Annotated in this window: 22 protein-coding genes and 2 pseudogenes; 14 read left to right on the plus strand and 10 right to left on the minus strand. The window is 71.6% G+C overall.

All coding sequences use genetic code 11. From position 1 onward, the window contains the following. Complete coding sequence (locus tag PZC42_RS00715) at positions 1-1740, minus strand: pyruvate dehydrogenase (protein WP_277207408.1); 1740 nt, start codon at positions 1738-1740, stop codon at positions 1-3. Positions 1741-2034: 294 nt separating this feature from the next. Here PZC42_RS00715 and PZC42_RS00720 point away from each other — a divergent pair. The 3 genes and pseudogenes from PZC42_RS00720 to PZC42_RS00730 form a co-directional block, all read left to right on the plus strand. Beyond that, positions 2035-2415, plus strand: a pseudogene (locus PZC42_RS00720) (VOC family protein); the annotation flags it as partial. 174 nt (positions 2416-2589) lie between these two features. Beyond that, positions 2590-3309: pseudogene (locus PZC42_RS00725) on the plus strand (alpha/beta hydrolase); the annotation flags it as partial. Then, positions 3306-3554 carry a hypothetical protein gene (locus tag PZC42_RS00730; protein ID WP_277207410.1) on the plus strand — a complete coding sequence of 83 codons (249 nt, stop codon included), beginning with the start codon at positions 3306-3308 and terminating at the stop codon, positions 3552-3554. The pseudogene PZC42_RS00725 and the gene PZC42_RS00730, both read left to right, overlap by 4 nt. Positions 3555-3600: 46 nt before the next feature. Here the strand turns inward: PZC42_RS00730 and PZC42_RS00735 are convergent, their stop codons facing one another. The 4 genes from PZC42_RS00735 to soxR form a co-directional block, all read right to left on the minus strand. Continuing rightward, entirely contained in the window at positions 3601-4263 is a 663-nt protein-coding gene (locus PZC42_RS00735) for an SDR family oxidoreductase (protein WP_277207412.1), read from the minus strand. A gap of 82 nt (positions 4264-4345) precedes the next feature. Continuing rightward, the gene (locus tag PZC42_RS00740) at positions 4346-5269 is read right to left on the minus strand and encodes an RNA polymerase sigma-70 factor (RefSeq protein ID WP_277207414.1); all 924 of its coding nucleotides are present in this window, start codon (positions 5267-5269) and stop codon (positions 4346-4348) included. 4 nt (positions 5270-5273) lie between these two features. Beyond that, positions 5274-6479, minus strand: a complete 1206-nt coding sequence (locus PZC42_RS00745) for an NAD(P)/FAD-dependent oxidoreductase (RefSeq protein WP_277207416.1) — start codon at positions 6477-6479, stop codon at positions 5274-5276. Between the two features lie 40 nt (positions 6480-6519). Further along, positions 6520-6990 (minus strand): redox-sensitive transcriptional activator SoxR, encoded by a 471-nt coding sequence (gene soxR, locus PZC42_RS00750; protein ID WP_277209250.1) that lies wholly within the window; start codon positions 6988-6990, stop codon positions 6520-6522. 55 nt (positions 6991-7045) lie between these two features. Here soxR and PZC42_RS00755 point away from each other — a divergent pair, with 55 nt between their 5' ends. The 3 genes from PZC42_RS00755 to PZC42_RS00765 all read left to right on the plus strand — a co-directional run bounded on the left by PZC42_RS00755 (position 7046) and on the right by PZC42_RS00765 (position 9246). Then, the gene (locus PZC42_RS00755; protein WP_277207419.1) at positions 7046-7747 is read left to right on the plus strand and encodes a thiamine pyrophosphate-binding protein; all 702 of its coding nucleotides are present in this window, start codon (positions 7046-7048) and stop codon (positions 7745-7747) included. Further along, positions 7744-8664, plus strand: coding sequence for a transketolase family protein (locus tag PZC42_RS00760; RefSeq protein ID WP_277207421.1), 921 nt, complete (start codon positions 7744-7746; stop codon positions 8662-8664). Before PZC42_RS00755 ends, PZC42_RS00760 begins: the two co-directional genes overlap by 4 nt. 216 nt (positions 8665-8880) lie before the next feature. Beyond that, a complete protein-coding gene (locus PZC42_RS00765) occupies positions 8881-9246 on the plus strand; it encodes a cupin domain-containing protein (protein WP_277207422.1) in 366 nt (121 codons plus the stop codon). A gap of 22 nt (positions 9247-9268) precedes the next feature. Here the strand turns inward: PZC42_RS00765 and pdxR are convergent, their stop codons facing one another. Continuing rightward, on the minus strand, positions 9269-10735 hold the full coding sequence (gene pdxR / locus PZC42_RS00770) for a MocR-like pyridoxine biosynthesis transcription factor PdxR (protein WP_277207424.1): 1467 nt from the start codon (positions 10733-10735) through the stop codon (positions 9269-9271). 58 nt (positions 10736-10793) lie between these two features. Here pdxR and PZC42_RS00775 point away from each other — a divergent pair, with 58 nt between their 5' ends. Next, positions 10794-11483 carry a pyridoxamine 5'-phosphate oxidase family protein gene (locus PZC42_RS00775; RefSeq protein WP_277207426.1) on the plus strand — a complete coding sequence of 230 codons (690 nt, stop codon included), beginning with the start codon at positions 10794-10796 and terminating at the stop codon, positions 11481-11483. Positions 11484-11557: 74 nt separating this feature from the next. Further along, positions 11558-12772: a pyridoxal phosphate-dependent aminotransferase gene (locus PZC42_RS00780; RefSeq protein ID WP_277207428.1), complete on the plus strand. Its 1215-nt coding sequence runs from the start codon at positions 11558-11560 to the stop codon at positions 12770-12772. Here PZC42_RS00780 and PZC42_RS00785 read toward each other — a convergent pair. Together PZC42_RS00785 and PZC42_RS00790 are read right to left on the minus strand one after the other, a co-directional pair. Further along, positions 12769-13113: a nuclear transport factor 2 family protein gene (locus PZC42_RS00785; RefSeq protein WP_277207430.1), complete on the minus strand. Its 345-nt coding sequence runs from the start codon at positions 13111-13113 to the stop codon at positions 12769-12771. The genes PZC42_RS00780 and PZC42_RS00785 overlap by 4 nt on opposite strands. A gap of 31 nt (positions 13114-13144) precedes the next feature. After that, positions 13145-14032 (minus strand): NAD(P)-dependent oxidoreductase, encoded by an 888-nt coding sequence (locus PZC42_RS00790; protein WP_277207432.1) that lies wholly within the window; start codon positions 14030-14032, stop codon positions 13145-13147. Positions 14033-14079: 47 nt separating this feature from the next. On the opposite strand from PZC42_RS00790, the gene PZC42_RS00795 reads away from it, so the two are divergent. The 5 genes from PZC42_RS00795 to PZC42_RS00815 all read left to right on the plus strand — a co-directional run bounded on the left by PZC42_RS00795 (position 14080) and on the right by PZC42_RS00815 (position 20456). Continuing rightward, positions 14080-14487: a MerR family transcriptional regulator gene (locus tag PZC42_RS00795; protein ID WP_277207433.1), complete on the plus strand. Its 408-nt coding sequence runs from the start codon at positions 14080-14082 to the stop codon at positions 14485-14487. Positions 14488-14813: 326 nt separating this feature from the next. Then, positions 14814-15782 (plus strand): DUF8832 domain-containing protein, encoded by a 969-nt coding sequence (locus PZC42_RS00800; protein WP_277207434.1) that lies wholly within the window; start codon positions 14814-14816, stop codon positions 15780-15782. After that, entirely contained in the window at positions 15772-18096 is a 2325-nt protein-coding gene (locus tag PZC42_RS00805; RefSeq protein WP_277207435.1) for a heavy metal translocating P-type ATPase, read from the plus strand. The genes PZC42_RS00800 and PZC42_RS00805 overlap by 11 nt, the downstream gene beginning before the upstream one ends. Positions 18097-18129: 33 nt before the next feature. Further along, positions 18130-18315: a hypothetical protein gene (locus PZC42_RS00810; protein WP_277207436.1), complete on the plus strand. Its 186-nt coding sequence runs from the start codon at positions 18130-18132 to the stop codon at positions 18313-18315. Continuing rightward, positions 18312-20456: a heavy metal translocating P-type ATPase gene (locus tag PZC42_RS00815; protein ID WP_277207437.1), complete on the plus strand. Its 2145-nt coding sequence runs from the start codon at positions 18312-18314 to the stop codon at positions 20454-20456. Before PZC42_RS00810 ends, PZC42_RS00815 begins: the two co-directional genes overlap by 4 nt. Positions 20457-20474: 18 nt before the next feature. On the opposite strand, the gene PZC42_RS00820 is transcribed toward PZC42_RS00815, so the two are convergent. Both PZC42_RS00820 and PZC42_RS00825 read right to left on the minus strand, forming a co-directional pair. Then, positions 20475-22088, minus strand: coding sequence for a glycoside hydrolase family 32 protein (locus PZC42_RS00820; protein WP_277207438.1), 1614 nt, complete (start codon positions 22086-22088; stop codon positions 20475-20477). A gap of 105 nt (positions 22089-22193) precedes the next feature. Beyond that, positions 22194-23855 (minus strand): glycoside hydrolase family 68 protein, encoded by a 1662-nt coding sequence (locus tag PZC42_RS00825; protein ID WP_438802882.1) that lies wholly within the window; start codon positions 23853-23855, stop codon positions 22194-22196. Between the two features lie 363 nt (positions 23856-24218). Between PZC42_RS00825 and PZC42_RS00830 the strand changes: the two genes are divergently transcribed. Further along, positions 24219-25283 carry a LacI family DNA-binding transcriptional regulator gene (locus PZC42_RS00830; RefSeq protein WP_277207439.1) on the plus strand — a complete coding sequence of 355 codons (1065 nt, stop codon included), beginning with the start codon at positions 24219-24221 and terminating at the stop codon, positions 25281-25283. The last annotated feature ends 71 nt before the right edge of the window (positions 25284-25354 follow it).

Genomic DNA, 25354 nt, shown 5'->3' on the forward strand with positions numbered 1-25354 from the left:
TCAGCGCGGCAGGTTGCGCAGGTTCGACCGGGCCATCGACATCACCTCGCCCATGCCGCCGCCGAGGATCTCCTTGGTCATGGCGGTGGCGAAACCGCGGACCTGCCCGGAGGTGATCGACGGGGGGATGGACAGGGCGTTCGGGTCGGTCATGACCTCCACCAGCGCCGGGCCCGGGGCATCCAGGTGTTCCGCGAGCACCGCGCGCAGGTCCTTCGGCTTCTCGACGCGCTGCGATGGGATCCCGACGGCGGAACCGATCGCCGTGTAGTCGACCTCGGGCGAGTCGGTGCCGTGCGACGGCAGCCCCTCGACGAGCATCTCCAGCTTCACCATGCCCAGCGAGGAGTTGTTGAACACGACGATCTTGACCGGCAGGTCGTAGGCGCGGACGGTGATCAGCTCGCCGAGCAGCATGGACAGACCGCCGTCGCCGGCCATCGCCACCACCTGCCGGTCGGGCTGGGCCATCGACGCCCCGATCGCGTGCGGCAGGGCGTTCGCCATCGACCCGTGGATGAAGGACCCGATGACGCGCCGCCGGCCGTTCGGCGTGAGGTAGCGGGCCGCCCAGACGTTGTTCATCCCCGTGTCCACGGTGAAGACGGCATCGTCCGCGGCCGTCTCGTCGAGCTGGACGGCGGCGTACTCCGGGTGGATGGGCGTGTGCTTCTCCACCTTGCGGGTGTAGGCGCCGACCACCTTGGTCATGTTCTCGGCGTGCTTGTCCACCATGCGCCGCAGGAACTTGCGGTTCGTCTTGCGCTGCACCAGCGGGTTGAGCAGGCGCAGCGTCTCGCCGACGTCGCCGTGCACGGGCAGGTCGAGGCGGGTGCGCCGGCCCAGGTGCGAGGCGTCGATGTCGATCTGCGCCGTCGGGACGTTCTTGGGCAGGAACGAGTCGTACGGGAAGTCCGTGCCCACCAGGATCAACAGGTCCGCCCCGAAGACCGCCTGGTGGCAGGAGCCGTACCCGAGCAGCCCCGACATGCCGACGTCGTGCGGGTTGTCGTACTGGATGATCTCCTTGCCGCGCAGCGAGTGCCCCACGGGGGCGGCCGCGAGGTCGGCGAGCTCCAGCACCTCGTCCCGCGAGCCGCGGGCACCCGCCCCGACGAACAGGGTGACCTTCTCGGCGTCGTTGATCGCCCGCGCGAGCGCCGTCACGTCCGCCTCGTTCGGCAGCACGCGGGCGGGGCACGCCCCGGGGATGAGGATCGGGGCGTCGTCGTCGGGCACCTCTTGGTCCGCGACGTCGCCCGGCAGCGTGAGGACGGCGACGCCGGGCTCGGCGAGCGCGTGCTGGATCGCCGAGCGTGTGACGCGGGGCAGCTGTGCCGCCGTCGAGATCATCTCGGAGAACACGGACGCCTCGTTGAAGAGGCGGTCCGGGTGGGTCTCCTGGAAGAACTTGGTGCCGATCTCGGCGCTCGGGATGTGCGAGGCGATGGCCAGCACGGGGAGCTTGGAGCGGTTCGCGTCGTACGGCCCGTTGATGAGGTGCAGGTTGCCGGGGCCGCACGACCCGGCGCACGCGGTGAGCTTCCCCGTCACCTCGGCCTCGGCGGCCGCGGCGAACGCGGCGGCCTCTTCGTGCCGCACGTGGACCCAGTCGATCCCCTCGGTGCGGCGCACCGCGTCGACGACGGGGTTCAGCGAGTCCCCGACGATGCCGTAGATGCGTTCGACGCCGGCGGCGACGAGCTGGTCGACGAGATGTTCTGCCACGGTACGAGCCACGGGGACCTCCCAAGGGTGGTGGTGACGGTCCCTGGCGATGCTGCCGCAGGTGGGCCTGGCCCGCTCGTGGGGGAGCGGTGGCGCCCGTCACGGCGGGACGCGCTCGGAGGCCGGCTACCACATCGAACCTGACGGGACTGCGGGAGGGGTGACACCACAGCGCACGCGGCTCACGTATGGCGTGAGCATCACGCCGTGCGTGGACCACGCACGCTCAGCGGTCACGGATCCCGCTGTGCGAACGACCCGCGAAGACACACACTGCGGCCCGGGCTCGCATGGTGGGATGGGCGGATGCCGGGAATTCATCACCTCGAGATCTGGGTGGCCGACATCGACGCCACGTCGACGGACTGGGGTTGGCTGCTGCCTCGCCTGGGCTTCGCCCCGGCGCAGGAGTGGCCCGAGGGATGCTCCTGGTCCGACGGCGGAACGTATCTGACGCTCACCACCTCGCCGAGCCTCAGCGCGGTGGCCCATGACCGGCGTCGTCCCGGGATGAACCACGTCGCCTTCGACGGCGGGGCACCGGGGGACGTCGACGCTCTGATGGTCGCGGCCCCGGCCCACGGCTGGACGCCACTGTATGCCGAGCGGTACCCGTATGCCGGAGGGCCGGACCACTATGCCGGGTGGCTGGAGAGCGCCGACGGATTCAAGGTCGAGATCGTCGCGCAGCGGGGCGCGACGACGGGTGGTCCCCCGGCCGTGTCGTACCGCCCGCTGCCGCTCGGCGACGAACCGGTCGTGTACGAGCACGGCCCCGACTCTGCTCGTCACGATGGCGTGGCCTCGGGGACCACGGAGTCGTTCGCCCTGAACAGCTGCGTGTACCCCGGCACCACCCGCCGGGTGTGGGTCCATGTGCCGGCAGGTCACGACTCCGCTGAGCAGGCAGGGCTCGCCGTGTTCAACGACGGCTGGTGGTACCTGGATCCTGACGGGGCGATCCGCGGTGGCGTCGTGCTCGACAATCTCGTCCACCGGGGTGAGGTTCCGCCCACCATCGGAGTGTTCGTCGACCCTGGTGTCTACGCGGAAGTCGACGATCCCGACGAGCGCAAGAACCGGAACGCCGAGTACGACGCAGCCGACGACCTCTACGCCAAGTTGCTGCTGGAAGAGGTGCTCCCGGAGGTCCGGCGACGGTACACGATCAGCGAGGATCCGCGCCGACAGGCGATCATCGGCGGCAGCAGCGGCGGGAACGCCGCATTCACGGCTGCCTGGCACCGACCCGACCGGTTCGGTGGGGCCGTGTGCTTCCTGTCGAGCTTCGCGCAGATGCCCGGCGGCAACCCGTACCCGGAGCTGCTCGCCAAGACCCCGCGCAAGCCGTTCCGCGTGCTGCTGCAGGCCGGGCACCGAGACCTGGGCTGGAACGAGCCGGAGCACAACTGGCTGGCGGAGAACCTGAAGGTCGCCGCCGCCCTGGCTGAGGCCGGCTATGACTTCCGGCTGGTGCTCGGCGACGGTGGGCACGACCCGAACCACGCCGGCGTGCTGCTGCCCGACGCTCTTCGTTGGCTGTGGCAGGAGCAACATGCTGTGCCTACGGTCAAACCATGAGCGACGTGATGATCGACGAGCTCCTGGCGATCGACGACCGGCTCGCGCGCGGTGCGGGTGCCGACTACGCGGAGGTGCTGCATGACGACGCCGTCGTGGTCGTCCCGGGCGCGGTGCTGGACAAGGCCGGGTGCGTCGTCGCGATGGACGCCTCGCCCGGCTGGGACGAGGTCGACCTGGGCGATGCCAGGCTGGTGAGTGGCGGGACCCCGCCACCATCGTCTACCCGGGGTGGCGGCTCCTGATGCACCAGCACACACCGGACTGAGGCAGTCCGCGCCGCCTCGTGCGTCAGCCGCGCAGCGCCTCCGCGATCGGCGTCCGGCCCCCGCGGAACCGCACGAACTCTCCGACGGTCAGCGGCTCGTGCAGCGTGGCGGCCACGACCTGGGCGACGTCCGCCCGCGGGACGGCGGAGTCCTCGCCGCGTGCCAGGCTCACGCCGTCGGCCACCCGCTCGATCAGGCCGGTGCCGACATCGTCGGTGAGGGTGCCGGGGCCGAGGATCGTCCAGTCGAGGTGGGTGCCGCGCAGGTGCTCGTCGGCGGCGAGCTTGGCGTCCGCGTAGGCGTAGAAGCCGGAGTCGGCGGGCACGCCGTGGTCTGGGACGGAACCGATCCAGGACACCATCACGTAGCGAGGGACGGCGGCGAGCGCGGCGGCGTCCATGGAGCGGATCGCGGCGTCGCGGTCGACGGCGTACGTGCGGTCGGGGTTGCCGCCCCCGGCGCCCGCGGACCAGACGACCGCGTTGGCTCCGTCGAGCGTCATCGCGATCCGGTCGGTGCTGGCGGCCTCGACGTCGAGCAACAGCGCCTCGGCGCCCAGCTCGGTCACGGCGTCGAGCTGCTCGGGCTTGCGCACCACCCCGGCGACGTCGTCCCCACCCTGCGTGAGGAGCGGGAGCAGGTGGCGCGAGACCTTGCCGAGCGCTCCGATGACGACGACCTTCATGACGACCTCCGGGGTGACGAGGGATGGCGAGCTGGTGTCCCCCCACCGTGTCGCACCGCGGGGCTGGACGCCAGCGAGGAGGTCATGAGCGCGATCGACGCCCTCGCATGGTCTGCTCGTGCAGCGCCCACACGTCCGCGAGCGGTCCCAGGTGGGTGAGCTTGTCGGGGTTGATGACCGCGCGGACGGTCTGGATGTGGCCGTCCAGGACGTCGAGCGCCATGACCCCGACGATGCGGTGGTCCGCGTCGCGCATGACCATCCCCGGCTGGCGGTTGACCTCGTGCGCCTCGAGGATCATGCCGCTGCTGGGGAGCTGGCCGGCGAAGGCCGCGAACAACCGGGCGACCTTCTCCTTCCCCATGACCGGACGGGCGAAGGCGGGTGCCTTGCCGCCGCCGTCGCCGGTGACCTGGACGTCGGCGGCGAGGAGTTCGGTGAGGCCGTCGACGTCCCCCTCGCGGAAGGCGTCGACGAACCGGGCGGCGAGCTCCTCACGCTCCCGGCGGTCGGCGTCGAACCGAGGCCTGCCGTCGGCCATGTGCCGGCGTGCCCGCACCGCGAGCTGCCGGCACGCCGGCTCCGAGCGGTCCACCGCGGCGGCGATCTCGGCGAAGTCGAAGCCGAAGACCTCCCGCAGCACGAACACGGCCCGTTCCAGGGGGCTGAGGCGCTCGAGCAGGAGCAGGGCGGCCATGGACACCGAGTCCGCGAGCTCGGCGGAGCGTTCCGGGTCCTCGTACGGGTCGTCCAGCAGCGGCTCGGGGAACCAGGTACCCGTGTACTCCTCGCGGCGGACGCGCGCGGAGCGGAGCACGTCGATGGAGATCCGCGTGACGACGGCGGACAGGTACGACTTGACCGACGTCGGCTCCGTGGCCGCGCCCTCGTAGCGCAGCCAGGTCTCCTGCACGGCGTCCTCGGCCTCGCTCACGCTGCCGAGGATCCGGTACGCGATCGCGAACAGCAGAGGGCGCAGCTCCGTGAACTCCTCGGTGCGGGACATCTCCTCAGCCTGCCACCCGGGCCTCGACCGGGCCCGCCGTGCGCCCGGACCCGGGCCAGCGGATCAGGCCGGGGGCACGGCGGGCCACGCCGATCGCCGACACGACGCCGCGCACCTGGAACCGCTTGAACGCGTTCACGCCGGGGCCCGTCCAGGCCCGGTCGGTCGCGACATCGTCGCGGGTGGTGAGCTGCAGGACGGCGGCGCGGCTGCCGATGCTGACGCAGCGACCCTGGAAGCCGAGGTCGAGAGGCGCGGGGACGTCGTCGGCGCGGCCGAGCGCGTCGTCGCGCAGCAGGTCGGCGGCGTGCGCCGCCGACGGGAACGCGAACTGGCACGACATGCTGAACCGGCCGCCGTGGGGTGCGACGGTGTGCGCGGCGTCGCCGACGGCCATCACCTGCGGGTGGGACACCGACTGCAGCGCGGAATCGGTCAGGACGGCCCCGGCGGGGTCGACAGCGAGCCCTGCCTCGCGTGCCAGCGGCGGCGAGGCGAACCCGCCGCACCACACGGTCAGGTCCGCGGGGACCTCGGCGCCGTCGTCCAGGAGCAGCCGGTCGTGCTCGACGGCCCGGACGTGCGACCCGCCGACCGACTCGACGTCGAGCCGGTCCAGGCTCGTGCGCACGTGCGCGGCGGCCTTCTGTCCGAACCAGCCGCCGACCTCGCCCGCCGTGACGAGTCGGACACGGAGGTCGGGCCGGGCCTCGGCCAGCTCGCCGACGGTCTCCAGCCCGGTGAAGCCACCGCCGACGACGGCGACGTCCGCGCCGCCGGGCAGGTCCGCGAAGGCGGAGCGCAACCGCTCGGCGGCCGCCAGGTCCGCGACGCCGTGGGCGTGCTCGCCGCCCGGGACCGGCACCGGTTCGGTGGTGCTGCCCGTGGCGAGGACGACCCGGTCGTACCGGAGGTCGCGGACACCCTCGGGCCCGGTGACCGTGGCCCGGCCGGCGTCGGGGTCCAGCGCGGTGACCCAGCCCTCGACGAACGTGACGTCCGACCCGAGCATCTCGCGGATGCTCGGAGCGGCGACCTGCCGCCCGATGGCGACGTGGTGCAGACGCAGCCGGTTGACGAACGTCGGGCGCGGGTTGACGACGGTGACGCGCACCCGGCCGCGGGAGCGTCCCGCCAGCCGGACCGCGGCCATGCCGCCGGCGAAGCCGGCGCCGATGATCAGGACATGTGTGCTCGGTGTGGTGTTCATACCCACGGGACGAGATGGGGCCCGTGGCTGTGACACGGGCTCAGCCGCCGGCAGCGCGCGCGGCGTCCGACGGGCTGTCGCCCTCCAGGTAGCGCGCGCCCGGACCGAGCGCGGCGGCCCGGTCCGCGGGGTTCTGCAGCACGCACCGTTCCAGCGAGAGGCAGCCGCAGCCGATGCATCCCTCGAGGTCGTCGCGCAGCCGCTCGATCGCCGCGATGCGCGCGTCGAGCAGCGGTCGCCAGGACCGGGAGAGCTGCGCCCAGTCCTCGGCGGTCGGTGTGCGTCCCTCGGGCAGGGTGGCGAGGGCGTCGCCGATCTCCTCCAGCGTGAGACCGACCCGCGAGGCCGTGCGGATGAACCCGACCCGGCGCAGCGTGGTGCGTTCGTACCGCCGCTGGTTGCCACCGGTGCGCTGCGAGGAGATGAGCCCGAGGGACTCGTAGTAGCGCAGGCCGGACGGCGCCACGCCGCTGCGGCGGGCGACCTCGCCGATGGTCAGGTAGCGCTCGATCACGACTGCCCCTCCCTCTTGACTTCAAGTGGGCTTGAACTTACACGATCGGAGCATGGCACCGACAGGCACCGTCCCGCGACCCGTCGTCGATCTCGTCGCCCGTGTCACCGGCGACGAGAAGCACGACCCGAGCGCCCACTCGACCCTCGACGTCGTCTGGGTCCTGTACGACCAGGTGCTGCGGGTCGACGCGGAGCACCCCGACGATCCAGACAGGGACCGGTTCCTGCTCTCCAAGGGCCACGGCCCGGCGTCCACGTACGCCGTCCTGGCCGCCAAGGGGTTCTTCCCCGCCGAGTGGTTGGACGACGTCGCCTCCTGGGCCTCGCCGCTCGGCCACCACCCGGACCGCACGCTGGTGCCGGGCATCGAGATCGGCAGCGGATCGCTGGGGCACGGGCTGCCGATCGCCGTGGGCCTGGCCCTCGGCCTGCGGGACCGGTCGCGGGCACGCGTCGTCGTGCTGGTCGGCGACGCCGAGCTCGACGAGGGCAGCAACGCCGAGGCGATCGCCGTCGCCGGCCGCTTCGGGCTCGACAACCTCACCTGCGTCGTCGTCGACAACCACAGCGACGACCTTGGCTGGCCCGGGGGGATCAGCGCCCGCTTCGCGATCGAGGGCTGGCACGCCGCCGACGTCGGCAACCACGACCACGCGGCGCTCGCGGCCGCGCTGCGGCGGACCGCGCCGGACCGGCCGAACGTCGTCGTGGTGGACGTCGCCGCCACAGGGGAGCCGGAGGTGGCGGCATGAGCACGACCCGCGGCCAGGACCAGCGCGCCCGCTTCTACGCCGAGCTCGACCCGGTGCTCGCGGCGAACCCGGACGCCGTGCTCGTGCTGGCGGTCATCGGGTCCGGGTACATGACGGACACCATCGCGCGGCGGCCCGACCAGGTGGTCGACGTCGGAATCCGCGAGCAGGCCATGATCGGGGTGGCGGGCGGGCTCGCGCTCGCCGGACGCCGACCGATCGTCCACACGTTCGCGCCGTTCCTCGTGGAGCGCGCCTACGAGCAGGTGAAGCTCGACCTCGGGCACCAGGACGTGGGGGCGCTCCTCGTCAGCGCCGGGGCGTCGTACGACGTGAGCTCGGGCGGTCGCACCCACCAGGCGCCCGCCGACGTCGCGCTGATCTCCGCACTGCCCGGCTGGACCGTGCACGTGCCCGGGCACGCCGACGAGGTGGCCGAGATCCTGCACCGCGAGGCTGCCGGTGCGGGACGCGTCTACGTGCGGCTGTCAGGGCAGCACAACCTGCGTCCGCAGCCCGTGGACGGGCAGGTCCACCTGGTGCGCGACCTCACCGTCGGTGACCCGAGCGCACCGCTGGTCCTCGCCGTCGGGCCGATGCTCGACGTCGTCCTGGAGGCGACGCGCGACCTGCCGGTCCGCGTGGCCCACACCGGCACGCCGCACCCGCTCGACGCCACGGGCGTCCGTGCGCTCGCGGGCCCGACGCCGGTGCTGGGCGTCGTCGAGCCCTACCTGGCGGGCACCAGCGCGGCGGCCGTGGCGACGGCGCTGGCGGACCGGCCGTCGCGCGTGCTCCACGTCGGGGTACCGCGGGACGCCGAGCTGCGCCGCTACGGCACGCCGCGCGACCATGCTGCGGCCCACGGCCTCGACGCGGCGGGCGTCCGGCGGCAGGTCAAGAGCCTGCTGGCCTGAGCGACGTAGCGGACAGTCACGCATCGCCAGCTGATGCGTGAGTTTCCATGACGTGGCTTCCGAGACACGACCGCCTGGCTCTGGCCGGTCGCGACGATGAGGGCGTTGCTCGAGCGGGCGGGGTTCGAGATCCAGGAGGTCGAGCAGCGCACCGACGACGGCCACCGTTCCCACGCGGCGATCGTCGCCCGCCGCCGCGATGCCTAGGCTGCCGGTGTGACTGACGACGTGCGCAACATCCTCACCGCCCTGTCCGCCGTCCCCGAACCCTGGCAGCCCCACCGCCTGGCGAGCGTCAACGACTACGACGTCAAGGTGGTCAAGCTCGACGGGGAGTTCGTGTGGCACACCCATCCCGACACCGACGAGCTGTTCCTCGTCCTCAGCGGCCGGCTCACCATCCAGCTCCGCGACCGCGACGTCGTTCTCGGCCCGCACGACGTGTTCGTGGTCCCGAAGGGCGTCGAGCACTGCCCGCGAACGGACGGCGAGGTCCAGGCGCTGCTGATCGAGCCGCGAGGGACCGTCAACACGGGCGATGCCGGTGGTGACCGGACGTCGCCGCTCCAGGAGCTGGACTGACCCCTACCGCCGCAAACATGGATCAAGGCGGCGGCCCTGGTCCAAGTTCGGTGCGGATCGTGCGCAGCGCGTCGCGCAGCACCGTGCCCGACGGCGGGGCGTAGCCGAGCACGATGCCGTTCAGCTCCAGGCCGGACCCGGCCACGACGTAGTCCTGCAGGTCGGCGACCTCGATGCCACGCGAGGCCAGGCGGGCGACCAGGTCGACGGCCGGAACCTGATCGAGCTCCAGGACCGCGTGCAGGCCACCGTCCAGTGCCCGAACCCGCACGCCGGGCACGTCCTCGAACGCCTCGGCCACCGACCGGCGCTTGGCTCGGTAGTCGCGGCGGCACCGGGCCACGTGCCGCCGGAAGGCACCCGTCGACATCAGGTGGGCCAGCGCCTCCTGGACCACGGTGGCCACGGACGCCCCACGGGCCGCGCGTGCGGCACAGATCGCCACGGCGGCCGGTGTGCCGGCGTCGGGCGCCTCGTCGGACCCGGGAGCGCCCGCGGGGAGCACCAGGTAGCCGCAGCGCAGGCGCGGGTCGAGGACCTTGGAGAAGGACCCCAGGTGGACGACCACGCCGTGCGAGTCCAGCGCGGCGAGGGCCGGCAGCGGCGCACCCCGATGGCGGAACTCGGAGTCGTAGTCGTCCTCGACGACGTGCACCCCCTCGGTGGCGGCCCAGGCCAGGAGGTCGTGCCGCGCCGACACCGGCATCGCGCCGCCCAGCGGGTACTGGTGGCTCGGCGTGACCAGGACGGCGTCGAGGCGCTCGCGGGAGTGGACGGCTCGCAGCGCGTCGACGTCCATGCCGCGGGTGGTCACGGGGACCGGCACCGGCACGCCGCCCGCAGAGGTGACGGCGCGGCGGCCCGCGCGGTAGCCGGGATTCTCCACGGCCACCCGGGCAGGGTTGCCGGCACCGGGTCGCCGGGCGATCGCCTCCGTGACCAGGGAGATCGCCTCCGCGGTGCCGCTGGTGACGACCACGCGCCGGGCGGTGGGTGAGAAGCCGCGGCTCAGGGCGAGCTGGTTCGAGATCTGGGCGCGCAGGGCGGGCTCTCCCGCCGGGTCGGGGTACCGGGCCTGAAGGGGTGCGGCGGCCGCGTGCCGCCACGCAGCGCGCCAGTCCCGCTCCGCGACGGCGGCGACGGACGGGACGCCCGGCCGGAGGTCGACGACGGCGTGGGGTCGCGTCGTCGGGCCGGGTGACGCGGGTGGCCGGCGTGGGCTCGTCGGTGGCCTGGCGGCCGCCTTCGTGAGGGTCGCAGCGACCCGGGGCGCGACGCCGTGACGCAGCTCCACGTAGCCCTCGCCGTCGAGCTGTTCGTAGGCCGCGGTGACCGTGCCGCGCGACAGGCCGAGCTCGCCCGCGAGCGCGCGGGTGGAGGGCAGGCGGTCGCCCGCGGAGAGTCGGCCGTCGTGGACCATGCCACGCACCAGGTCGGCGACGTGGGAGACCTTCGTCGGGCGCTCGGCCGAGGTGTGCAAGTGGTCCATCCGTTCGTGTCGGTTCTGGACTACAGAATAGGCCAGCAAGGTCCGTAGATTCTGGCTCGTGACCACCAAGACGACAGCACCCAGTGCCCGTCCCCGCATGACCGTGGGCCGCAAGCCGGACCGCCAGACCACCGACCCCGCCGTGCTCGACGGCATCCTGGCCGGCGGGTTCCTCGCCCACGTCGCGATGGTCCGCGACGGGCTGCCGGTCGTGCTGCCGTACCTGTACGGGGTCGGTGACCTGGGAGACGGGCTCGGTCGCCGCCTCCTGCTGCACGGGTCCACCGGCGGCGGGCTGTTCCTCGACGCCGGGTCCGAGGGCGTCCCCGTCTCCGTGGCGGTCACCCACCTCGACGCGCTGGTCTACGCGCGGTCGCTGAACGACAGCTCCGCCAACTACCGGTCCGCGATGATCTTCGGCCGGGCCACCGTGGTGCCGCGCGAGCTGCGCGTGGAGGCCCTCTGGTGCGTGGGCGACCACCTCATGCCGGGCCGCCGGGCGGAGGTGCGCGAGATGACCACCAGGGAGGTCGCCGCCACCCAGGTGCTCCAGGTCCCGCTCGACCAGGTCAGCGTCAAGGTCAGGACCGGTGGCGCGGGCGAGGCGCCCGACGACGGCGAGGACCACGGGGTCTGGGCCGGCGTACTGCCGTTGGCGGTGACGGCGGGTGCGCCGCTGCCCAGCGACCTCTCGGCCGGGACGCCCGTCCCGCCGTCGGTCGAGGCGTTGTCGGCCCGGCTGACATGACGACGCGGGGGACAAGGCCACCGCTCGCCGATTGGCTGTTCGCGTGAGGGCCCGCGACCGGCGAGGATGGACCGGTGCGCACCATCCGACAGAGCAAGAAGCTCCGCGGCGTCCGATACGACGTCCGTGGCCCCATCCTGACCGAGGCTCAGCGCCTCGAGGCCGAGGGCCATCGCATCCTCAAGCTGAACATCGGCAACACCGCCCCGTTCGGTTTCGAGGCACCCGAGGCGATCCTCGCCGACGTCGTCCACCATCTGCCCGAGGCGCAGGGGTACAGCGACTCCCGGGGCATCTACGAGGCGCGGACCGCCGTCGCGCAGTACTACCAGTCCCGCGGCCTGCGGGACACGATGGTCGACGACGTGTTCATCGGCAACGGCGTCTCCGAGCTCATCTCGATGGTGCTGCAGGCGTTCGTCGACGACGGCAACGAGATCCTCGTCCCCGCCCCGGACTACCCGTTGTGGACGGGCGCCGTCACCCTCACGGGCGGGACGCCCGTGCACTACCGGTGCGACGAGGAGAACGGCTGGATGCCCGACCTCGCGGACATCGAGTCGAAGATCACCGAGAACACCCACGCGCTGGTGATCATCAACCCGAACAACCCCACGGGTGCGGTCTACAGCAAGGAGATGGTCGCGGCGCTCGTCGACATCGCGCGGCGCCACGACCTGGTCGTCCTCGCGGACGAGATCTACGAGAAGATCCTCTACGACGACGCCGTGCACCACCATGCCGCCACGGCGGCGGGGGACGACGTGCTGTGCCTGACGTTCAGCGGGCTGTCGAAGGCCTACCGGGTGTGCGGGTACCGGGCCGGCTGGGTCATGATCTCGGGGCCGAAGGAGACCGCGTCCGAGTTCCTGGAGGGCCTCACGCTCCTCGCGAACATGCGCATGTGCTCCAACGTGCCGGCGCAGCACGCGATCCAGACGGCGCTCGGCGGCTACCAGTCGATCGACGAGCTCATCGTGCCCGGCGGGCGGTTCTACGAGCAGACGATGCTCGCCGACCGGTTGCTGAACGAGATCCCGGGTGTGTCCTCGGTGCGTCCGCGTGGTGCGCTCTACTGCTTCCCGCGGCTCGACCCGGAGGTCTACCCGATCGACGACGACGAGAAGTTCGTCATCGAGCTGCTGCGCGCCAAGAAGATCCTCGTCACGCACGGCACCGGGTTCAACTGGACGGCACCCGACCACTTCCGGCTCGTCACCCTGCCGGACGTCGAGGTCCTCGAGGAGGCGATCGGCCGGATCGCGGAGTTCCTGGCCACGCGGCGCTAGGCGTACCACTTCGCGAGGAAGCCGAAGAAGCCGTAGATCGTGCTGATCCGGCCCTGCTCCACGACCACGACGTCCCCGCCCGTGGCTGCTGGCGGGCCGCCGGGTGGGCCGAAGCCCCAGCCGAAGTGCGCGACGTCGTGGTGGCTGCTCACCTCACCCAGGACGAAGACGAAGTCGAGGAACTGTTCCTGCCAGGCTGCGACATAGGTGTCGATCGCTGACCGGCCCTGGGCCGAGGTGTTGGGGTCGACGTAGTACGCGTCGTGGGCGAACACCTCGGCGCCGATCGCCCGTCTGGTCTGCGGGTCCCGCTCGTTCCACATCGAGATGTACGCCGCCAACAGATCGGTGACGGTGTCGCCGTCTCGCCCGTCATGAGGCCCGCGACGCCTGGGTGAACTGCTCGACCAGAGCGGGGTAGCTCTCCTCTGCCTGGCCGGCGGTGATCGCTCGATCTGCCAGCGCCTTGAACAGCTTCGGGAGTTCCGCGTTGACACCCAGCCTCTCACTCTCCTGGATGAGGTGGGCCATCGCGCCCGCGTGAGTGGCGAGTGTCGCGTCGTCGGCCGGGTAGGCGCCACTGTCGACTTGATCGGCATAACCAGCCAGCCACCCGACCGTGCCCTCCGCCATCTGCACAGCGAACGGCGTGTAGGTCGACGCGTCGACGCCGGCAGTGCCGAGCAGCGCCACTCCCTGGAGCCATGCGTTCAGGACGCCCCACATCATGCTCAGGCCTGCGACGTCGTACAGCGCCGCCAGGCCGTGGTCCTCACCGAGAAATGTGGCGGTCCCGAGCCCGTCAAGGATGGACTGGTGGGTCTCGAAGGCGGTAGTCGAGCCACTCAGCAGGATCACCGCCTCGGGGGTGCCGATGGCCGGCGGGACTGCCATGATCGCACCGTCGAGATAGTGGGCACCTCGTTGCTCGGCCCACCGGGCCATCGCGCGGGCCTGCGCCGAGTCGCCTGACGTCAGGTTGACCAGGAGCCGACCATCGAGCTCATCGTGGACAGGGGCTAACGCCTGCCGGAGTGACTGGTCATCAGTGACACACGTGATGGTCACCGGGCTCGCGCTGACCGCACTGTTGACGGAGTCGGCAAGCAGTGCCCCTTGAGCCAGCAGGTCCTCTGCCTTGGCGGCCGTGCGGTTCCACACGGTGATCTGGTGTCCCGCTGTGAGCAGCGAGTCCGCCAGCGCCCTGCCCATGAGCCCGAGGCCGATGATCGTCACGTCAGAATCCGTTGAGGAAGCCATAGCAGCATGGTGAACGTTGATACCGGTATGAAGGTCAAGGAGGAACGATGCACATCGGAGAACTGAGCCGTCGGACCGAGGTCAACGCCCACCAGTTGCGGTACTACGAAGCACAAGGACTGTTGGAGCCGGACCGCACCACGGCCGGATACCGGGTGTATGGCCCGGCAGACGTCGTCAAGGTGACGCAGATCCGGCACCTCCTCCACGCCGGACTGTCGACCGAGGACATCGCCTATCTGCTGCCGTGTGCCACCGGAGAAGCCCCCGAGCTCGTCGGCTGCCCAGAGCTGTTGACGGCTATGCGGACCCGGCTACGACGCTTGGACGACGAGGTGGACAAGCTGACCCGCTCCCGAGAGGCGTTAGCGCACTACATCGACGAAGCCGAACGAATCGGCGACGAGACCTATGGCCCCTTCGGCGCGACGTCGCCAGAGCCAGCCCCCGCCTGAACGGGACGACAGACCCGGCCAACAACTCCAGGTCCGAGTCGTCGACGTCCCGTCCCGCAACGCGTCTCGACCAGGGCCGCGCATCGACCGACCCCAGGAGATCGCCGACGCGGTCGCCTCGGACAGGTTGTCCGCGAGCAGGCAGCCGCCCATGTAGTGCATGTTGTCGACGGACAGGTCGTCCGTGGCCACCACGGGCTTCGCCTGCCCGCAACAACGGGGGGGACGCTCAGAGGTTGATACCCCATAGGGGTATGGGGTAGAAAGGTTCTGACGAAGAGGACGCCGCGAGAGCGCGATCCCACCCATTGCTGTCAGGAGCTGACATGAGAGCGCCAGCACGGCTCGGCCTGTACGGGCTCGGCCTCGTGGCCGTGTTCGCCGTGACCGGACTCACGGCGAACGCGATAGTCCCCGACGAGACGGTGCGGGGCTGGGCAGAGAGCACCGATGAGCACACCGATGAGCACGCAGGGCACACCGGGCACACCGACGACGCCGACTTGCTCGGCCTCGGCCTCGCCGACCACGGATACCGGCTCACCGCGGTGAGCGCCCCCACCACGGCCGACGCCGACGGCGAGCTCTCCCTGACGGTGGCCGCCGCCGACAGCGCCCCGGTCACGGACTTCGACCTGGAGCACGAGAAGGAGCTGCACCTGATCGTGGTGCGCGCGGACGGGCAGCACTTCCGCCACGTCCACCCCCGGATGAGTGCGGACGGCACCTGGTCGATCCCGTGGCGGTGGGAGGCTGCCGGCAGCTACCGCGTGCTCGCCGACTTCGTCCCCACCGAGACCGGCGAGGGCACCACGCTGTCGACCTCGGTACAGGTCGCCGGTGCTTACGATCCCGTCCCGTCCGAGCCTGCCGTGACAGCCACCGTGGACGGCTTCGACCTCGTGCTGGAAGGCGACCTCGTCGCGGGTGAGGCTTCGGGGCTGACGGTGACCGTTGCTCGTGATGGTCAGCCGGTCACCGAGCTGGAGCCCTACCTGGGAGCCTTTGGGCACCTGGTGGCGCTGCGCGACGGCGACCTTGCCTACCTGCACGTCCACCCGCACGGGGACGAGCCCGAGGCGGGCGAGACCTCAGGGCCGCAGATCGCCTTCGAGGTCGTCGCCCCCACCGAGGGCCGGTACCTGCTGTACCTGGACTTCCAGGTCGACGGCGAGGTCCGCACGGCACCGTTCGTGGTCGAGGCGAAGGCCGCCACGGGAGCCAGCGACAGCCGACCCTCCGACGAGGACTCGCCGACCGAGGACGAGCAGGAAGGCGAGAGCCATGACCACTGAGAAGCCCAGCACCGGTGACGCCGGTATCGAGCTGCAGGTCGGGGGCATGACGTGCGCCTCGTGCGCGAACCGGATCGAGAAGAGGCTCAACCGGCTCGATGGCGTCACGGCGAGCGTGAACTACGCCACCGAGAGGGCGAGCGTCACCGGACCGGAGGGCCTGGACCCGCAGGCCCTGATCGCCGAGGTGGAGAAGGCCGGCTACACCGCGACGCTGCCGGTCCCTGCCGGGGGCGACGGCGACGGCGCCGGTGGCGAGCATGAGTCGGCCGAGGACGCCGAGCTGCGCCTGCTGCGACAGCGGCTGATCGGCGCCGCCGTCCTGTCGGTCCCGGTCGTCGCGATGGCGATGGTCCCCGCACTGCAGTTCGACTACTGGGGCTTCGCCTCGCTCGTGCTCGCCGCACCCGTGGTGGTGTGGGCCGGGTGGCCGTTCCACAGGGCGGCATGGACGAACCTGCGGCACGGCGCGGCCACGATGGACACCCTGATCTCGGTGGGCACGAGCTCGGCGCTGGTCTGGTCGATCGTCGCGCTGTTCCTCGGCACCGCCGGCGAGCCCGGCGTCGTGCACCCCTTCGAGCTGACCGTCTCGCGCAGCGACGGCCTGGGGCACATCTACCTCGAGGTCGGTGCGGGAGTCATCACCTTCATCCTGCTCGGCCGCTACTTCGAGAAGCGCTCCAAGCGCCGGGCCGGCGCAGCGCTGCGTGCCCTCCTGGAGCTGGGCGCCAAAGAGGTCTCCGTCCTTCGGGAGGGCCGTGAGCACCGCGTCCCCGTCGACGAGCTGACCGTCGGGGACGAGTTCGTGGTCCGGCCCGGGGAGAAGATCGCCACCGACGGAACCATCACCTCCGGCAGCAGCGCGATCGACGCGTCCATGCTCACCGGCGAACCAATCCCGGTCGAGGTCTCCGCGGGCGACGACATCGCCGGGGCGACCGTCAACGCCGGTGGGCGGCTCGTGGTGCGGGCGACCCGGGTGGGATCAGACACCCAGCTCGCGCAGATGGCGAGGATGGTCGAGGACGCCCAGTCCGGCAAGGCCGAGATCCAGCGGCTCGCCGACCGGGTCTCGGGCGTGTTCGTGCCGATCGCCATCGCGATCGCCGTCGGCACCCTGGGCGCGTGGATCGGCGCCGGGTTCCCGCTGTCGGCCGGCTTCACCGCCGCCGTCGCGGTCCTGATCATCGCCTGCCCCTGCGCCCTGGGCCTGGCCACGCCGACCGCGCTGCTGGTGGGCACCGGCCGGGGCGCGCAGATGGGTGTGCTCATCAAGGGGCCCGAGGTGCTGGAGTCGACCCGCTCGATCGACACGATCGTGCTGGACAAGACCGGCACCGTCACCACTGGCCGGATGACCCTCACCGATGTGGTGGCGGCTGACGGGGTGGACCGGGCCGAGCTGCTGCGCCTGGCCGGGGGCTTGGAGGGAGCCTCGGAGCACCCGATCGCCCAGGCTGTCGCCACCGGTGCCGCCAGCGAGGTCGGGGACCTGCCGGTCCCGGAGTCCTTCGAGAACATCGAGGGCAAGGGTGTTCAAGGGGTTGTCGACGGGCGCGCCGTGCTCGTGGGCCGGGAGACCCTGCTGGGGGAGTGGTCACAGCGCCTCGACGACTCCTTGCGGGCGGCGAAGCAGGCCGCCGAGGCCGAGGGCAGGACGGCGATCGCCGTCGGCTGGGACGGCGCGGCCCGCGGGGTGCTGGTGGTCTCGGACCAGGTCAAGCCCACCAGCGCTCAGGCCGTCGCCCAGTTCACCGAGCTCGGCCTGACCCCGGTGCTCCTGACCGGCGACAACCAGACGGTGGCCGAGCAGGTCGCCGCCGAGGTCGGCATCGAGCAGGTGGTTGCCGAGGTGCTGCCGAAGGACAAGGTCGATGTCGTCGCCCGCCTCCAGGGTGAGGGCAAGGTCGTGGCCATGGTTGGTGACGGCGTCAACGACGCCCCCGCCCTCGCGCAGGCCGACCTCGGGCTCGCCATGGGCACCGGCACCGACGTGGCGATCGAGGCCGCCGACATCACCCTGGTGCGCGGCGACCTGCGCGCTGCGGCCGACGCGATCCGGCTGGCTCGCCGGACGCTCAGGACGATCAGGACGAACCTGTTCTGGGCCTTCGCCTACAACACCGCCGCGATCCCGCTGGCCGCGTTCGGGCTGCTCAACCCGATGCTCGCCGGCGCAGCGATGGCCTTGTCCAGCGTGTTCGTCGTCTCCAACAGCCTGCGCCTACGGACGTTCCAGGCCCGCGCGGACGACGACGGCCAGGGCGCTCCTGCCGACCCGAGGCCGGTCCGCGAACCGGTGAACGCCTGACCACCACCATCGACACCACGGAGAGGACCTTCCATGACTGCCCGTGAGAACCTGAACCTGAACCTGAACCTGACCGAGGCCTCGGCCGGTCGCAGCTGCTGCGGCCACGCACCCGGTGCGGACGCCCAGGCCCAGGCCTCTGCCGGGGACGCGGCCGAGTGCTCGGCCCCGACCCCGACCGCCACGCCGCCGTCCGAGACCGGCCGGGAGCCGACATGACCGAGCACGGCCACCACCAGCCCACGACCTATGCGGGCCGCGACGACCACCGAGACGACCACCGAGACGACCACGGTGGCCATGCTGAGCACCAGGACCATGACCACCACGGCCATGACCACCACGGCCATGACCGCCACGGCGGTCATGGGGACCACGTGGGGCAGTTCCGCCGGCTGTTCTGGGTCATGCTCGTCCTCGCCGTCCCTGTGGTGGCGTTCAACGAGATGTTCGCCCACCTGGTCGGCTACCACCTGCCGCAGGGCGAGTGGGTCTGGTGGGTCTCACCGGTGCTGGGAACCCTCGTCTATCTCTGGGGCGGACGGCCGTTCCTGACCGGCGGGCTGGAGGAGATCCGGTCGCGCCAGCCCGGGATGATGCTGCTGATCTCCCTGGCGATCACGGTCGCGTTCGTCGCTTCGTGGGGCGCCAGCCTGCGTCTGCTCGATCACGAGCTGAACTTCTGGTGGGAGCTGGCGCTGCTGGTGGTCATCATGCTGCTGGGGCACTGGATCGAGATGCGCTCCCTGGCCCAGACCACCTCAGCGCTGGACTCCCTGGCCGCGCTGCTGCCCGACGAGGCCGAGAAGGTCGACGGAGACCAGGTCGTGAAGGTCGCACCGGCCGACCTGGTCGTCGGCGACGTGGTCGTCGTCCGGCCGGGCTCCTCGGTGCCCGCGGACGGGAAGATCGTCGACGGCGGTGCCAGCATGGACGAGTCGATGGTCACCGGCGAGTCCCGGCCCGTGCGGCGCGAGAGCGGCGAGCAGGTCGTCGCCGGCACGGTCGCCACCGACTCCGGGCTGCGCGTCGAGGTGACCGCGACCGGTGAGGACACCGCCCTGGCAGGAATCCAGAAGCTCGTCGTCGATGCCCAGGCGTCGTCCTCCCGTGCACAGCGGGTCGCCGATACCGCCGCGGCCTGGTTGTTCTGGTTCGCTCTCGGTGCAGCGGCCGTCACCGCCGTGGTCTGGTCGCTCCTCGGCCTGCCCGACGACGCGGTGGTCCGGACGATCACCGTGCTCGTCATCGCCTGTCCGCACGCGCTGGGCCTGGCGATCCCGCTCGTGGTGTCCATCGCCACCGAACGTGCGGCCCGAGGGGGAGTGCTCGTCAAGGACCGCCTCGCGCTGGAGTCCATGCGCACCGTCGACGCGGTCCTGTTCGACAAGACAGGCACCCTCACCCAGGGCGAGCCCACCGTCACCGGCGTCGTACCTGGCGGGGACCGCAGCGAGGACTCGGTGCTCGCGCTGGCAGCCGCCGCCGAGACCGACAGCGAGCACCCGCTGGCCCGAGCCATCGTCGGGGCTGCGGGTGCCCGAGCGATCCGGGTGCCCGCTGCGACCGACTTCTCCTCGTCGCCGGCGGTCGGGGTCAAGGCCACCGTGGACGGCGCTGTCATCGAGGTCGGTGGTCCTCACCTGCTCGGCCGGCGCGGCCGGGACGAGCTGCCCGTCGCCGAGGCCTGGCGCGGGGAGGGCGCCATCATCCTCCACGTCCTCGCGGACGGTGAGGTTGTCGGTGCACTCCGCCTGGCCGACGAGGTCCGTCCCGAGTCTCGTGCGGCGGTCGACGCCCTGCATGCCGTCGGTGTGCAGGTCGTGATGATCACCGGCGACGCACAGGCGGTCGCCGACACGGTCGCGAGGGACCTCGGCATCGACCGCGTCTTCGCAGGCGTCCGCCCCGAGGACAAGGCCGCCAAGGTCGCCGAGCTCCAGGACGAAGGCCGCAAGGTCGCGATGGTCGGTGACGGCGTCAACGACGCCCCTGCGCTCGCCCAGGCCGACGTCGGCATCGCGATCGGCGCCGGCACCGACGTGGCGATCGGTTCCGCCGGCGTCGTCCTGGCTTCCTCCGACCCTCGCTCGGTGCTCTCGGTGATCGATCTCTCCCGCGCCAGCTATCGGAAGATGAAGCAGAACCTGTGGTGGGCCGCCGGCTACAACATCATGGCTGTCCCGCTGGCCGCGGGGGTCCTCGCCCCGATCGGCTTCGTGCTTCCGATGAGCATCGGCGCGATGCTGATGTCCGCCTCCACCGTCGTCGTCGCGCTGAACGCCCAGGTGCTGCGTCGCCTCGACCTGTCACCGGCGACCAGCACCGCCAAGATCGCCGCCCACGGCGCGGGTCGGTAGCGGCCGTCGCGGCGTCGGTCACCGGGTCGGTGCCAGCGGGTGCATGACGAGGGAGCGGACGCGGGCAGCCCCGCCGTCGGTCACCACCGCGAGGCCGGTGGCTTCGGGTGAGGCGAAGTCGAGCAACGTGCCGGAGACCGCGCCGTCGCCGACGAACGCCTCGACCGAGCCGGAGTCCACCACGACCCGCAGCCGGACGGCCCCGTCGTCGTCCATGACCCGACCCGAGGTCACCTCCCGACGCCGCGCGAACGGGAGGTCGCCGCCGGTGTCAGGGTCGGCGAGGGTCTGCGGTCCGCCGGTCGTGCGGTCGAGGACCAGCCGGTCCCCGCCGACGGCGACCAGCGTGCCCGAGCCGTCCGCGCCACGGTGCACGCGCAGACCGATCGTCGCGCCGTCGGCGGGCTCGAGCTCGGCAAGGATCTCGTACGCCCCCGCTGTGTCACCGTCGGGCGGGGTGAGCACGAGCTCACCGTCCACCGACCCGTCGAGGGGGAGCTCCGCCGACCATGGTGCGCCGCGCAGTGCCGCGAGCTCGGCGACGGGTTCCTGGGTCAGCCGGATCGTGCCGTCCGGGTCGCTGCGCAGGCCGAGCTCGCGAGGCAGGCTCATGGCGTTGGTCCACGGTGAGGTCGGTGCGGCGTACGGGTAGTCCCAGTTACCCATCCAGGCCAGCCACACCCGCCGGCCATCGGGAGCGTGCTCCCACGTGCGGGCGGCGTAGAAGTCCTGGCTCACGTCCGTGAGCAGCCAGTCGGCAGGTTCGGTGTGACCCTCGGCAGCGAGGTCCCGGACGAAGGTCGTGCCGTCGAAGTGCCCGAGGAAGTACTGCGCGGTGGACCCGGCGGTCTCCGGGTTGGCGCCGACGGACACGTGGAGCACCCACAGGGTGCGGTCCGGGTCGCCGTCGACGGCGAGCGGGAACAGGTCGGGGCACTCCCAGACTCCGGCGTGCGTGCCCTGCCCGTCGCCGAACCTGCTCGCGAACTCCCACTCGACGAGGTCGGGGGAGCGGAAGAGCTCGATCGCGTCGCCGACCGAGACGCTCATCACCCAGGACCCGGTGGGCTCGTGCCAGAACACGGCGGGGTCGCGGAAGGCTGCCCGGCCGTCGTTCGGCAGGACGGGGTTGTCGGCAAAGCGCTGCCAGGTGCGGCCGCGGTCGGCGCTGGACGCGAGGCTCTGCGCCTCGCCGCCCTCGGTGGAGGTGTACACCGCGACGAGGCCGCTGGCGGATTCCGCGAAGAGGCCCGACGAGTTCGCGCCGTCGACCACCACGGCGCCCGTGAGCGCCTGACCGAGGGCATCGTGCTCCAGGGCCGTGGGGAGGGTCTCCCAGTGCATCAGGTCGGTGCTCACGGCATGGGCCCACGTGCCCATCTGCTGGTGGAAGAGGTGCCACTCGCCCTCGTACCAGACGAGCCCGTTGGGGTCGGCCAGGCGGCCCTCGGGCGGGCTGTAGTGCACCAGGGGCCGCCACGGTTCGAGCGGCCGCTCCGGGTCGGGCCGTTCGGATGGTGGGGCGGGCGAGGGTGGGCCGGGCGTCGGTCCGTCGGGCTCGCGGCTGCATGCCGCGACCACGGCCGCTGCGGCACCGAGCGTGACCGCGAGGAACGCGCGTCGGGTGGACACCGGAGCTTCCTCCTTCATCGTGCCGGACGGCGGCCGGGCGGGGGGGGCCCCCCCCGGGGGGGGGGGGCCCCCCCCCGCCCGGCGGCGCCTTCTTCGTCGATCGAGCTATGGCTTGCCGGGGAACGGCGGCTTGCCGAAGTGCTTGTTGGCCGGGATGTCCCCGTAGCCGCCGAGCCCGCCGTCACCGTAGGTCCGGTCGACGACGGCGGTGTCACCGTCGATGTCGAGCTTGACGGTCGGAGCGAGGGTTCCGCCGCGCCGCACGTCCGGGTTGCCGATGGCGTCGATGAAGGACTCGACGAGGCCGTCGGGCATCACGTAGTGCGAGTAGGCTTGGAACGCGTGCGCCGTCTGGGACGGGTCCGGGCTCGACGGGGTGCCGACAGGGTAGTTGAGGTTGGTCGGGTTGCCGAGCGCGAGCCCGCTCCCGTGGTTGAGCGGCTGGTAGTCGGACCGGATGCCGTCACCTACGAACCCGTACACGCCGTCCGGACCGTCGAGGGTCCAGTAGCGCGGTTCCTCGGCGTCCTGCTCAGGTCCTCGGGCGAACGTGTGCCGGTGCGAGATCGTGAACAGGTAGTACTTGCCGTCCTGGATGTAGATCTGCGGACGCTCGGTCTGGTCGTTCACGCAGTTGGCCGACAGGATCGGCGGCAGGTAGCTCCACTCGGTGAGGTCCTTGTTCTCCGCGACGGCGAGGCCCACGTTGCCCATCTGGACGTTCGCACCGGTGGCGGTGACGGTGTCCGGGTCCTCCGCGAGCGGTTCGCCCTCGCGGTACCCCAGGTCCTCCTCGGTGCACTCGACGGCCCCGCGGTCGCCCGCGGTGTTGCCCTCGAAGACCATGAACGTCTTGCCGGGGTGAGCCGGGTCCTCGAACGTGAACGGGTCCCGGTAGTTGACGAACGGGTTCTGCTCACGGGTCTGGTAGTACTCGCCGTCGGGCTTGAGCAGCTCGTGCTGCTCCTCCGCCCCGGTGAGCCAGACACCCTTGCTGTTGGCCTTCAGCTTGGCTTCCGTCATCACGATGCGCGGATCGGCCGGCTGGATCTCCTGGTCCTGGTCGTCACGGTAGAACGCGACGGCCGTGTAGAAGATCTTGAGCTTCCCGCCCTCGAAGAAGCGGGTGGAGCCGGACCACTCGGTGACGGTCGAGAACGAGTCGTCCTCGTAGATCGTGCCGGCGGCTCCGTCGGGGAAGACGTTGCCGCCGTAGATCCAGCCACCGTCCTCGGGACGCTCGTCGGCCGGCACCCCGGCCTTGCGATAGAAGTAGCCCATGCGAGCGTTGGTGTGCCGGTCGTCGAAGTCGTAGCCGGCCTGGGCGTCGGCGGTCAGGGCGAAGATGACCTCCCAGCCCTTGAACGCGATCTGGTCGGAGTTCTCGTCCGTGAGGGTCCAGGTGTCCCAGACCCAGATCTGCTCCTCGCCCTCGTCCGTCATGATGGGGAAGGTCTCGGGGATCTCCGGCATCGTGTACGGCTCCGGCATCGAGTTCTCGCCGGCCGGGGCGTCCGGGTCGGACATCGCCCGGATCTGCAGGGCGTCGGCCCGGGTCCAGCGGGCGGTGAAGTCGTCCTCCGGGTCGAACGCCTCCTGGGTGTGGACGGTGGGCTCCGGGAAGCCCGGTTGGATCACGTCGTCGTGCGATGCCGTGGCCGACGTGGTCGCGACCGCGCTCATCGTGAGCACGAGGGCGCCGACGGCGATCAGCGCCGGCGCTGTACGGGCCGGGCGACACCCGGTGTGTGGGGTCCTGGTGGACATGTTGCCTCCGAGATCGGTGGTTTGTCCGGTGCTGACAACGTTGTCAGCGCGCCATTGCCCCGAGGTCCGGGGCGGCGTTGCACGGTAGGCAGGCCTTGAGCAGTGCTGCAACAGGAAGGCCTGAGATGTCGTCTCATGCCCTTTTCGTCATACGTTCACCAGCGGGCATGGGTGAGACTGCGCGCCAGATGCGACAAGAAGGCGTGACCACATGGTGAGACGATTCTGTCGGACGCGCCGAAGTGCCCCAGCGCGCGCGGGCCGGCTCGGGCGACCATGACGGTTGACACCGTGCGTGTCGTGCGTCACAATTGCTCAATCGATTGAACGCTCAATCGATTGAACATGGTGAGGAGGCCGACCGTGCCGCGAGCGCGCATCTCTGACGTGGCCCAGGTGGCTCGCGTCTCCACGAGCACCGTCTCGCTCGTGCTCAACGGCCGCACCGAGCGCATCTCACCCGCCACGCAGGAGCGCGTCCGCGAGGCGGCGGCCACGGTCGGGTACACGCCCAACTTCGTCGCGCGCGGGCTGCGCACCCAGCGCACCCGGACCCTCGGTCTCGTCTCCGACCAGATCGCGACCACACCGTTCGCCGGCCGGATGCTCGCCGGTGCTCAGGACGCCGCGCGCGAGCACGGCCACCTGCTGATCCTCGTGGACACCGGCGGCGACCCGGGCGTGGAGGCCGATGCCGTGCGGGCTCTCGCCGGCCAGCAGGTCGACGGCATGATCTACGCCGCCATGTGGCACCGCGTCGTCGACGTCCCGGCCGGCCTGCCGGCAGGGACCGTCTTCCTCGACTGCCGGCCGGCGACCGGCGGGTACCCCTCCGTGGTGCCCGACGACCGCGCCGGAGGCCGCGACGCGGTGCGCCTGCTCATCGAGGCCGGGCACCGGCGGATCGCCTACGCCGACATCGACGAGGACCAGCCCCCGATCGCCTCCGAGGAGCGGCACGAGGGCTACCTCGAGGCCCTCGCCGAGGTCGGCATCACGCCCGACCCGGCGCTGCACGTGCGGTACGAGTCGTCCGCGGCCGGCGGTCGTGCCGCCGCAGGCGAGCTCCTCGACCTGCCCGCGGACCGCCGTCCGACAGCCGTCTTCTGCTTCAACGACCGGATGGCCGCGGGGATCTACGTCGCGGCGCACCGCCGGGGGCTCGACGTCCCCGGGGATCTCTCGGTCGTCGGGTACGACGACCAGCAGCTCGTCGCCGGGGAGCTCGACCCGCCCCTGACGACCATCGCCCTGCCCCATGCACAGATGGGGCGCTGGGCCACCGAGGTCGCGCTCGGGGTGCGCACGCCCCCCGAGGACGACCAACCTCACCTCGTACCGTGCCCGGTCGTGCACCGGGACTCGGTCGGTCCGCCGCCGGCAGCAGCGCCAACTCCGGCCGGCGACGGACCTCGAACCAACCCGTGACCGTCCCGTCGATCGACAGGACAGCACAGAGCGAGTGCCGCGGCACCGACGCCGCGACACCAGGAAGGAAC

Source organism: Isoptericola croceus (genome assembly GCF_029382255.1).
Classification (GTDB): domain Bacteria; phylum Actinomycetota; class Actinomycetes; order Actinomycetales; family Cellulomonadaceae; genus Isoptericola; species Isoptericola croceus.

Bases quoted from the DNA above. Each gene is read 5' to 3' on its own strand.
- PZC42_RS00730 (WP_277207410.1), top strand. From the start codon at position 3,306: ATGAGCGACGTGATGATCGACGAGCTCCTGGCGATCGACGACCGGCTC.
- PZC42_RS00735 (WP_277207412.1), bottom strand. From the start codon at position 4,263: ATGAAGGTCGTCGTCATCGGAGCGCTCGGCAAGGTCTCGCGCCACCTG.
- PZC42_RS00740 (WP_277207414.1), bottom strand. From the start codon at position 5,269: ATGTCCCGCACCGAGGAGTTCACGGAGCTGCGCCCTCTGCTGTTCGCG.
- PZC42_RS00745 (WP_277207416.1), bottom strand. From the start codon at position 6,479: ATGAACACCACACCGAGCACACATGTCCTGATCATCGGCGCCGGCTTC.
- PZC42_RS00755 (WP_277207419.1), top strand. From the start codon at position 7,046: ATGGCACCGACAGGCACCGTCCCGCGACCCGTCGTCGATCTCGTCGCC.
- PZC42_RS00760 (WP_277207421.1), top strand. From the start codon at position 7,744: ATGAGCACGACCCGCGGCCAGGACCAGCGCGCCCGCTTCTACGCCGAG.
- pdxR (WP_277207424.1), bottom strand. From the start codon at position 10,735: ATGGACCACTTGCACACCTCGGCCGAGCGCCCGACGAAGGTCTCCCAC.
- PZC42_RS00790 (WP_277207432.1), bottom strand. From the start codon at position 14,032: ATGGCTTCCTCAACGGATTCTGACGTGACGATCATCGGCCTCGGGCTC.
- PZC42_RS00795 (WP_277207433.1), top strand. From the start codon at position 14,080: ATGCACATCGGAGAACTGAGCCGTCGGACCGAGGTCAACGCCCACCAG.
- PZC42_RS00800 (WP_277207434.1), top strand. From the start codon at position 14,814: ATGAGAGCGCCAGCACGGCTCGGCCTGTACGGGCTCGGCCTCGTGGCC.
- PZC42_RS00805 (WP_277207435.1), top strand. From the start codon at position 15,772: ATGACCACTGAGAAGCCCAGCACCGGTGACGCCGGTATCGAGCTGCAG.
- PZC42_RS00810 (WP_277207436.1), top strand. From the start codon at position 18,130: ATGACTGCCCGTGAGAACCTGAACCTGAACCTGAACCTGACCGAGGCC.
- PZC42_RS00815 (WP_277207437.1), top strand. From the start codon at position 18,312: ATGACCGAGCACGGCCACCACCAGCCCACGACCTATGCGGGCCGCGAC.
- PZC42_RS00825 (WP_438802882.1), bottom strand. From the start codon at position 23,855: ATGTCCACCAGGACCCCACACACCGGGTGTCGCCCGGCCCGTACAGCG.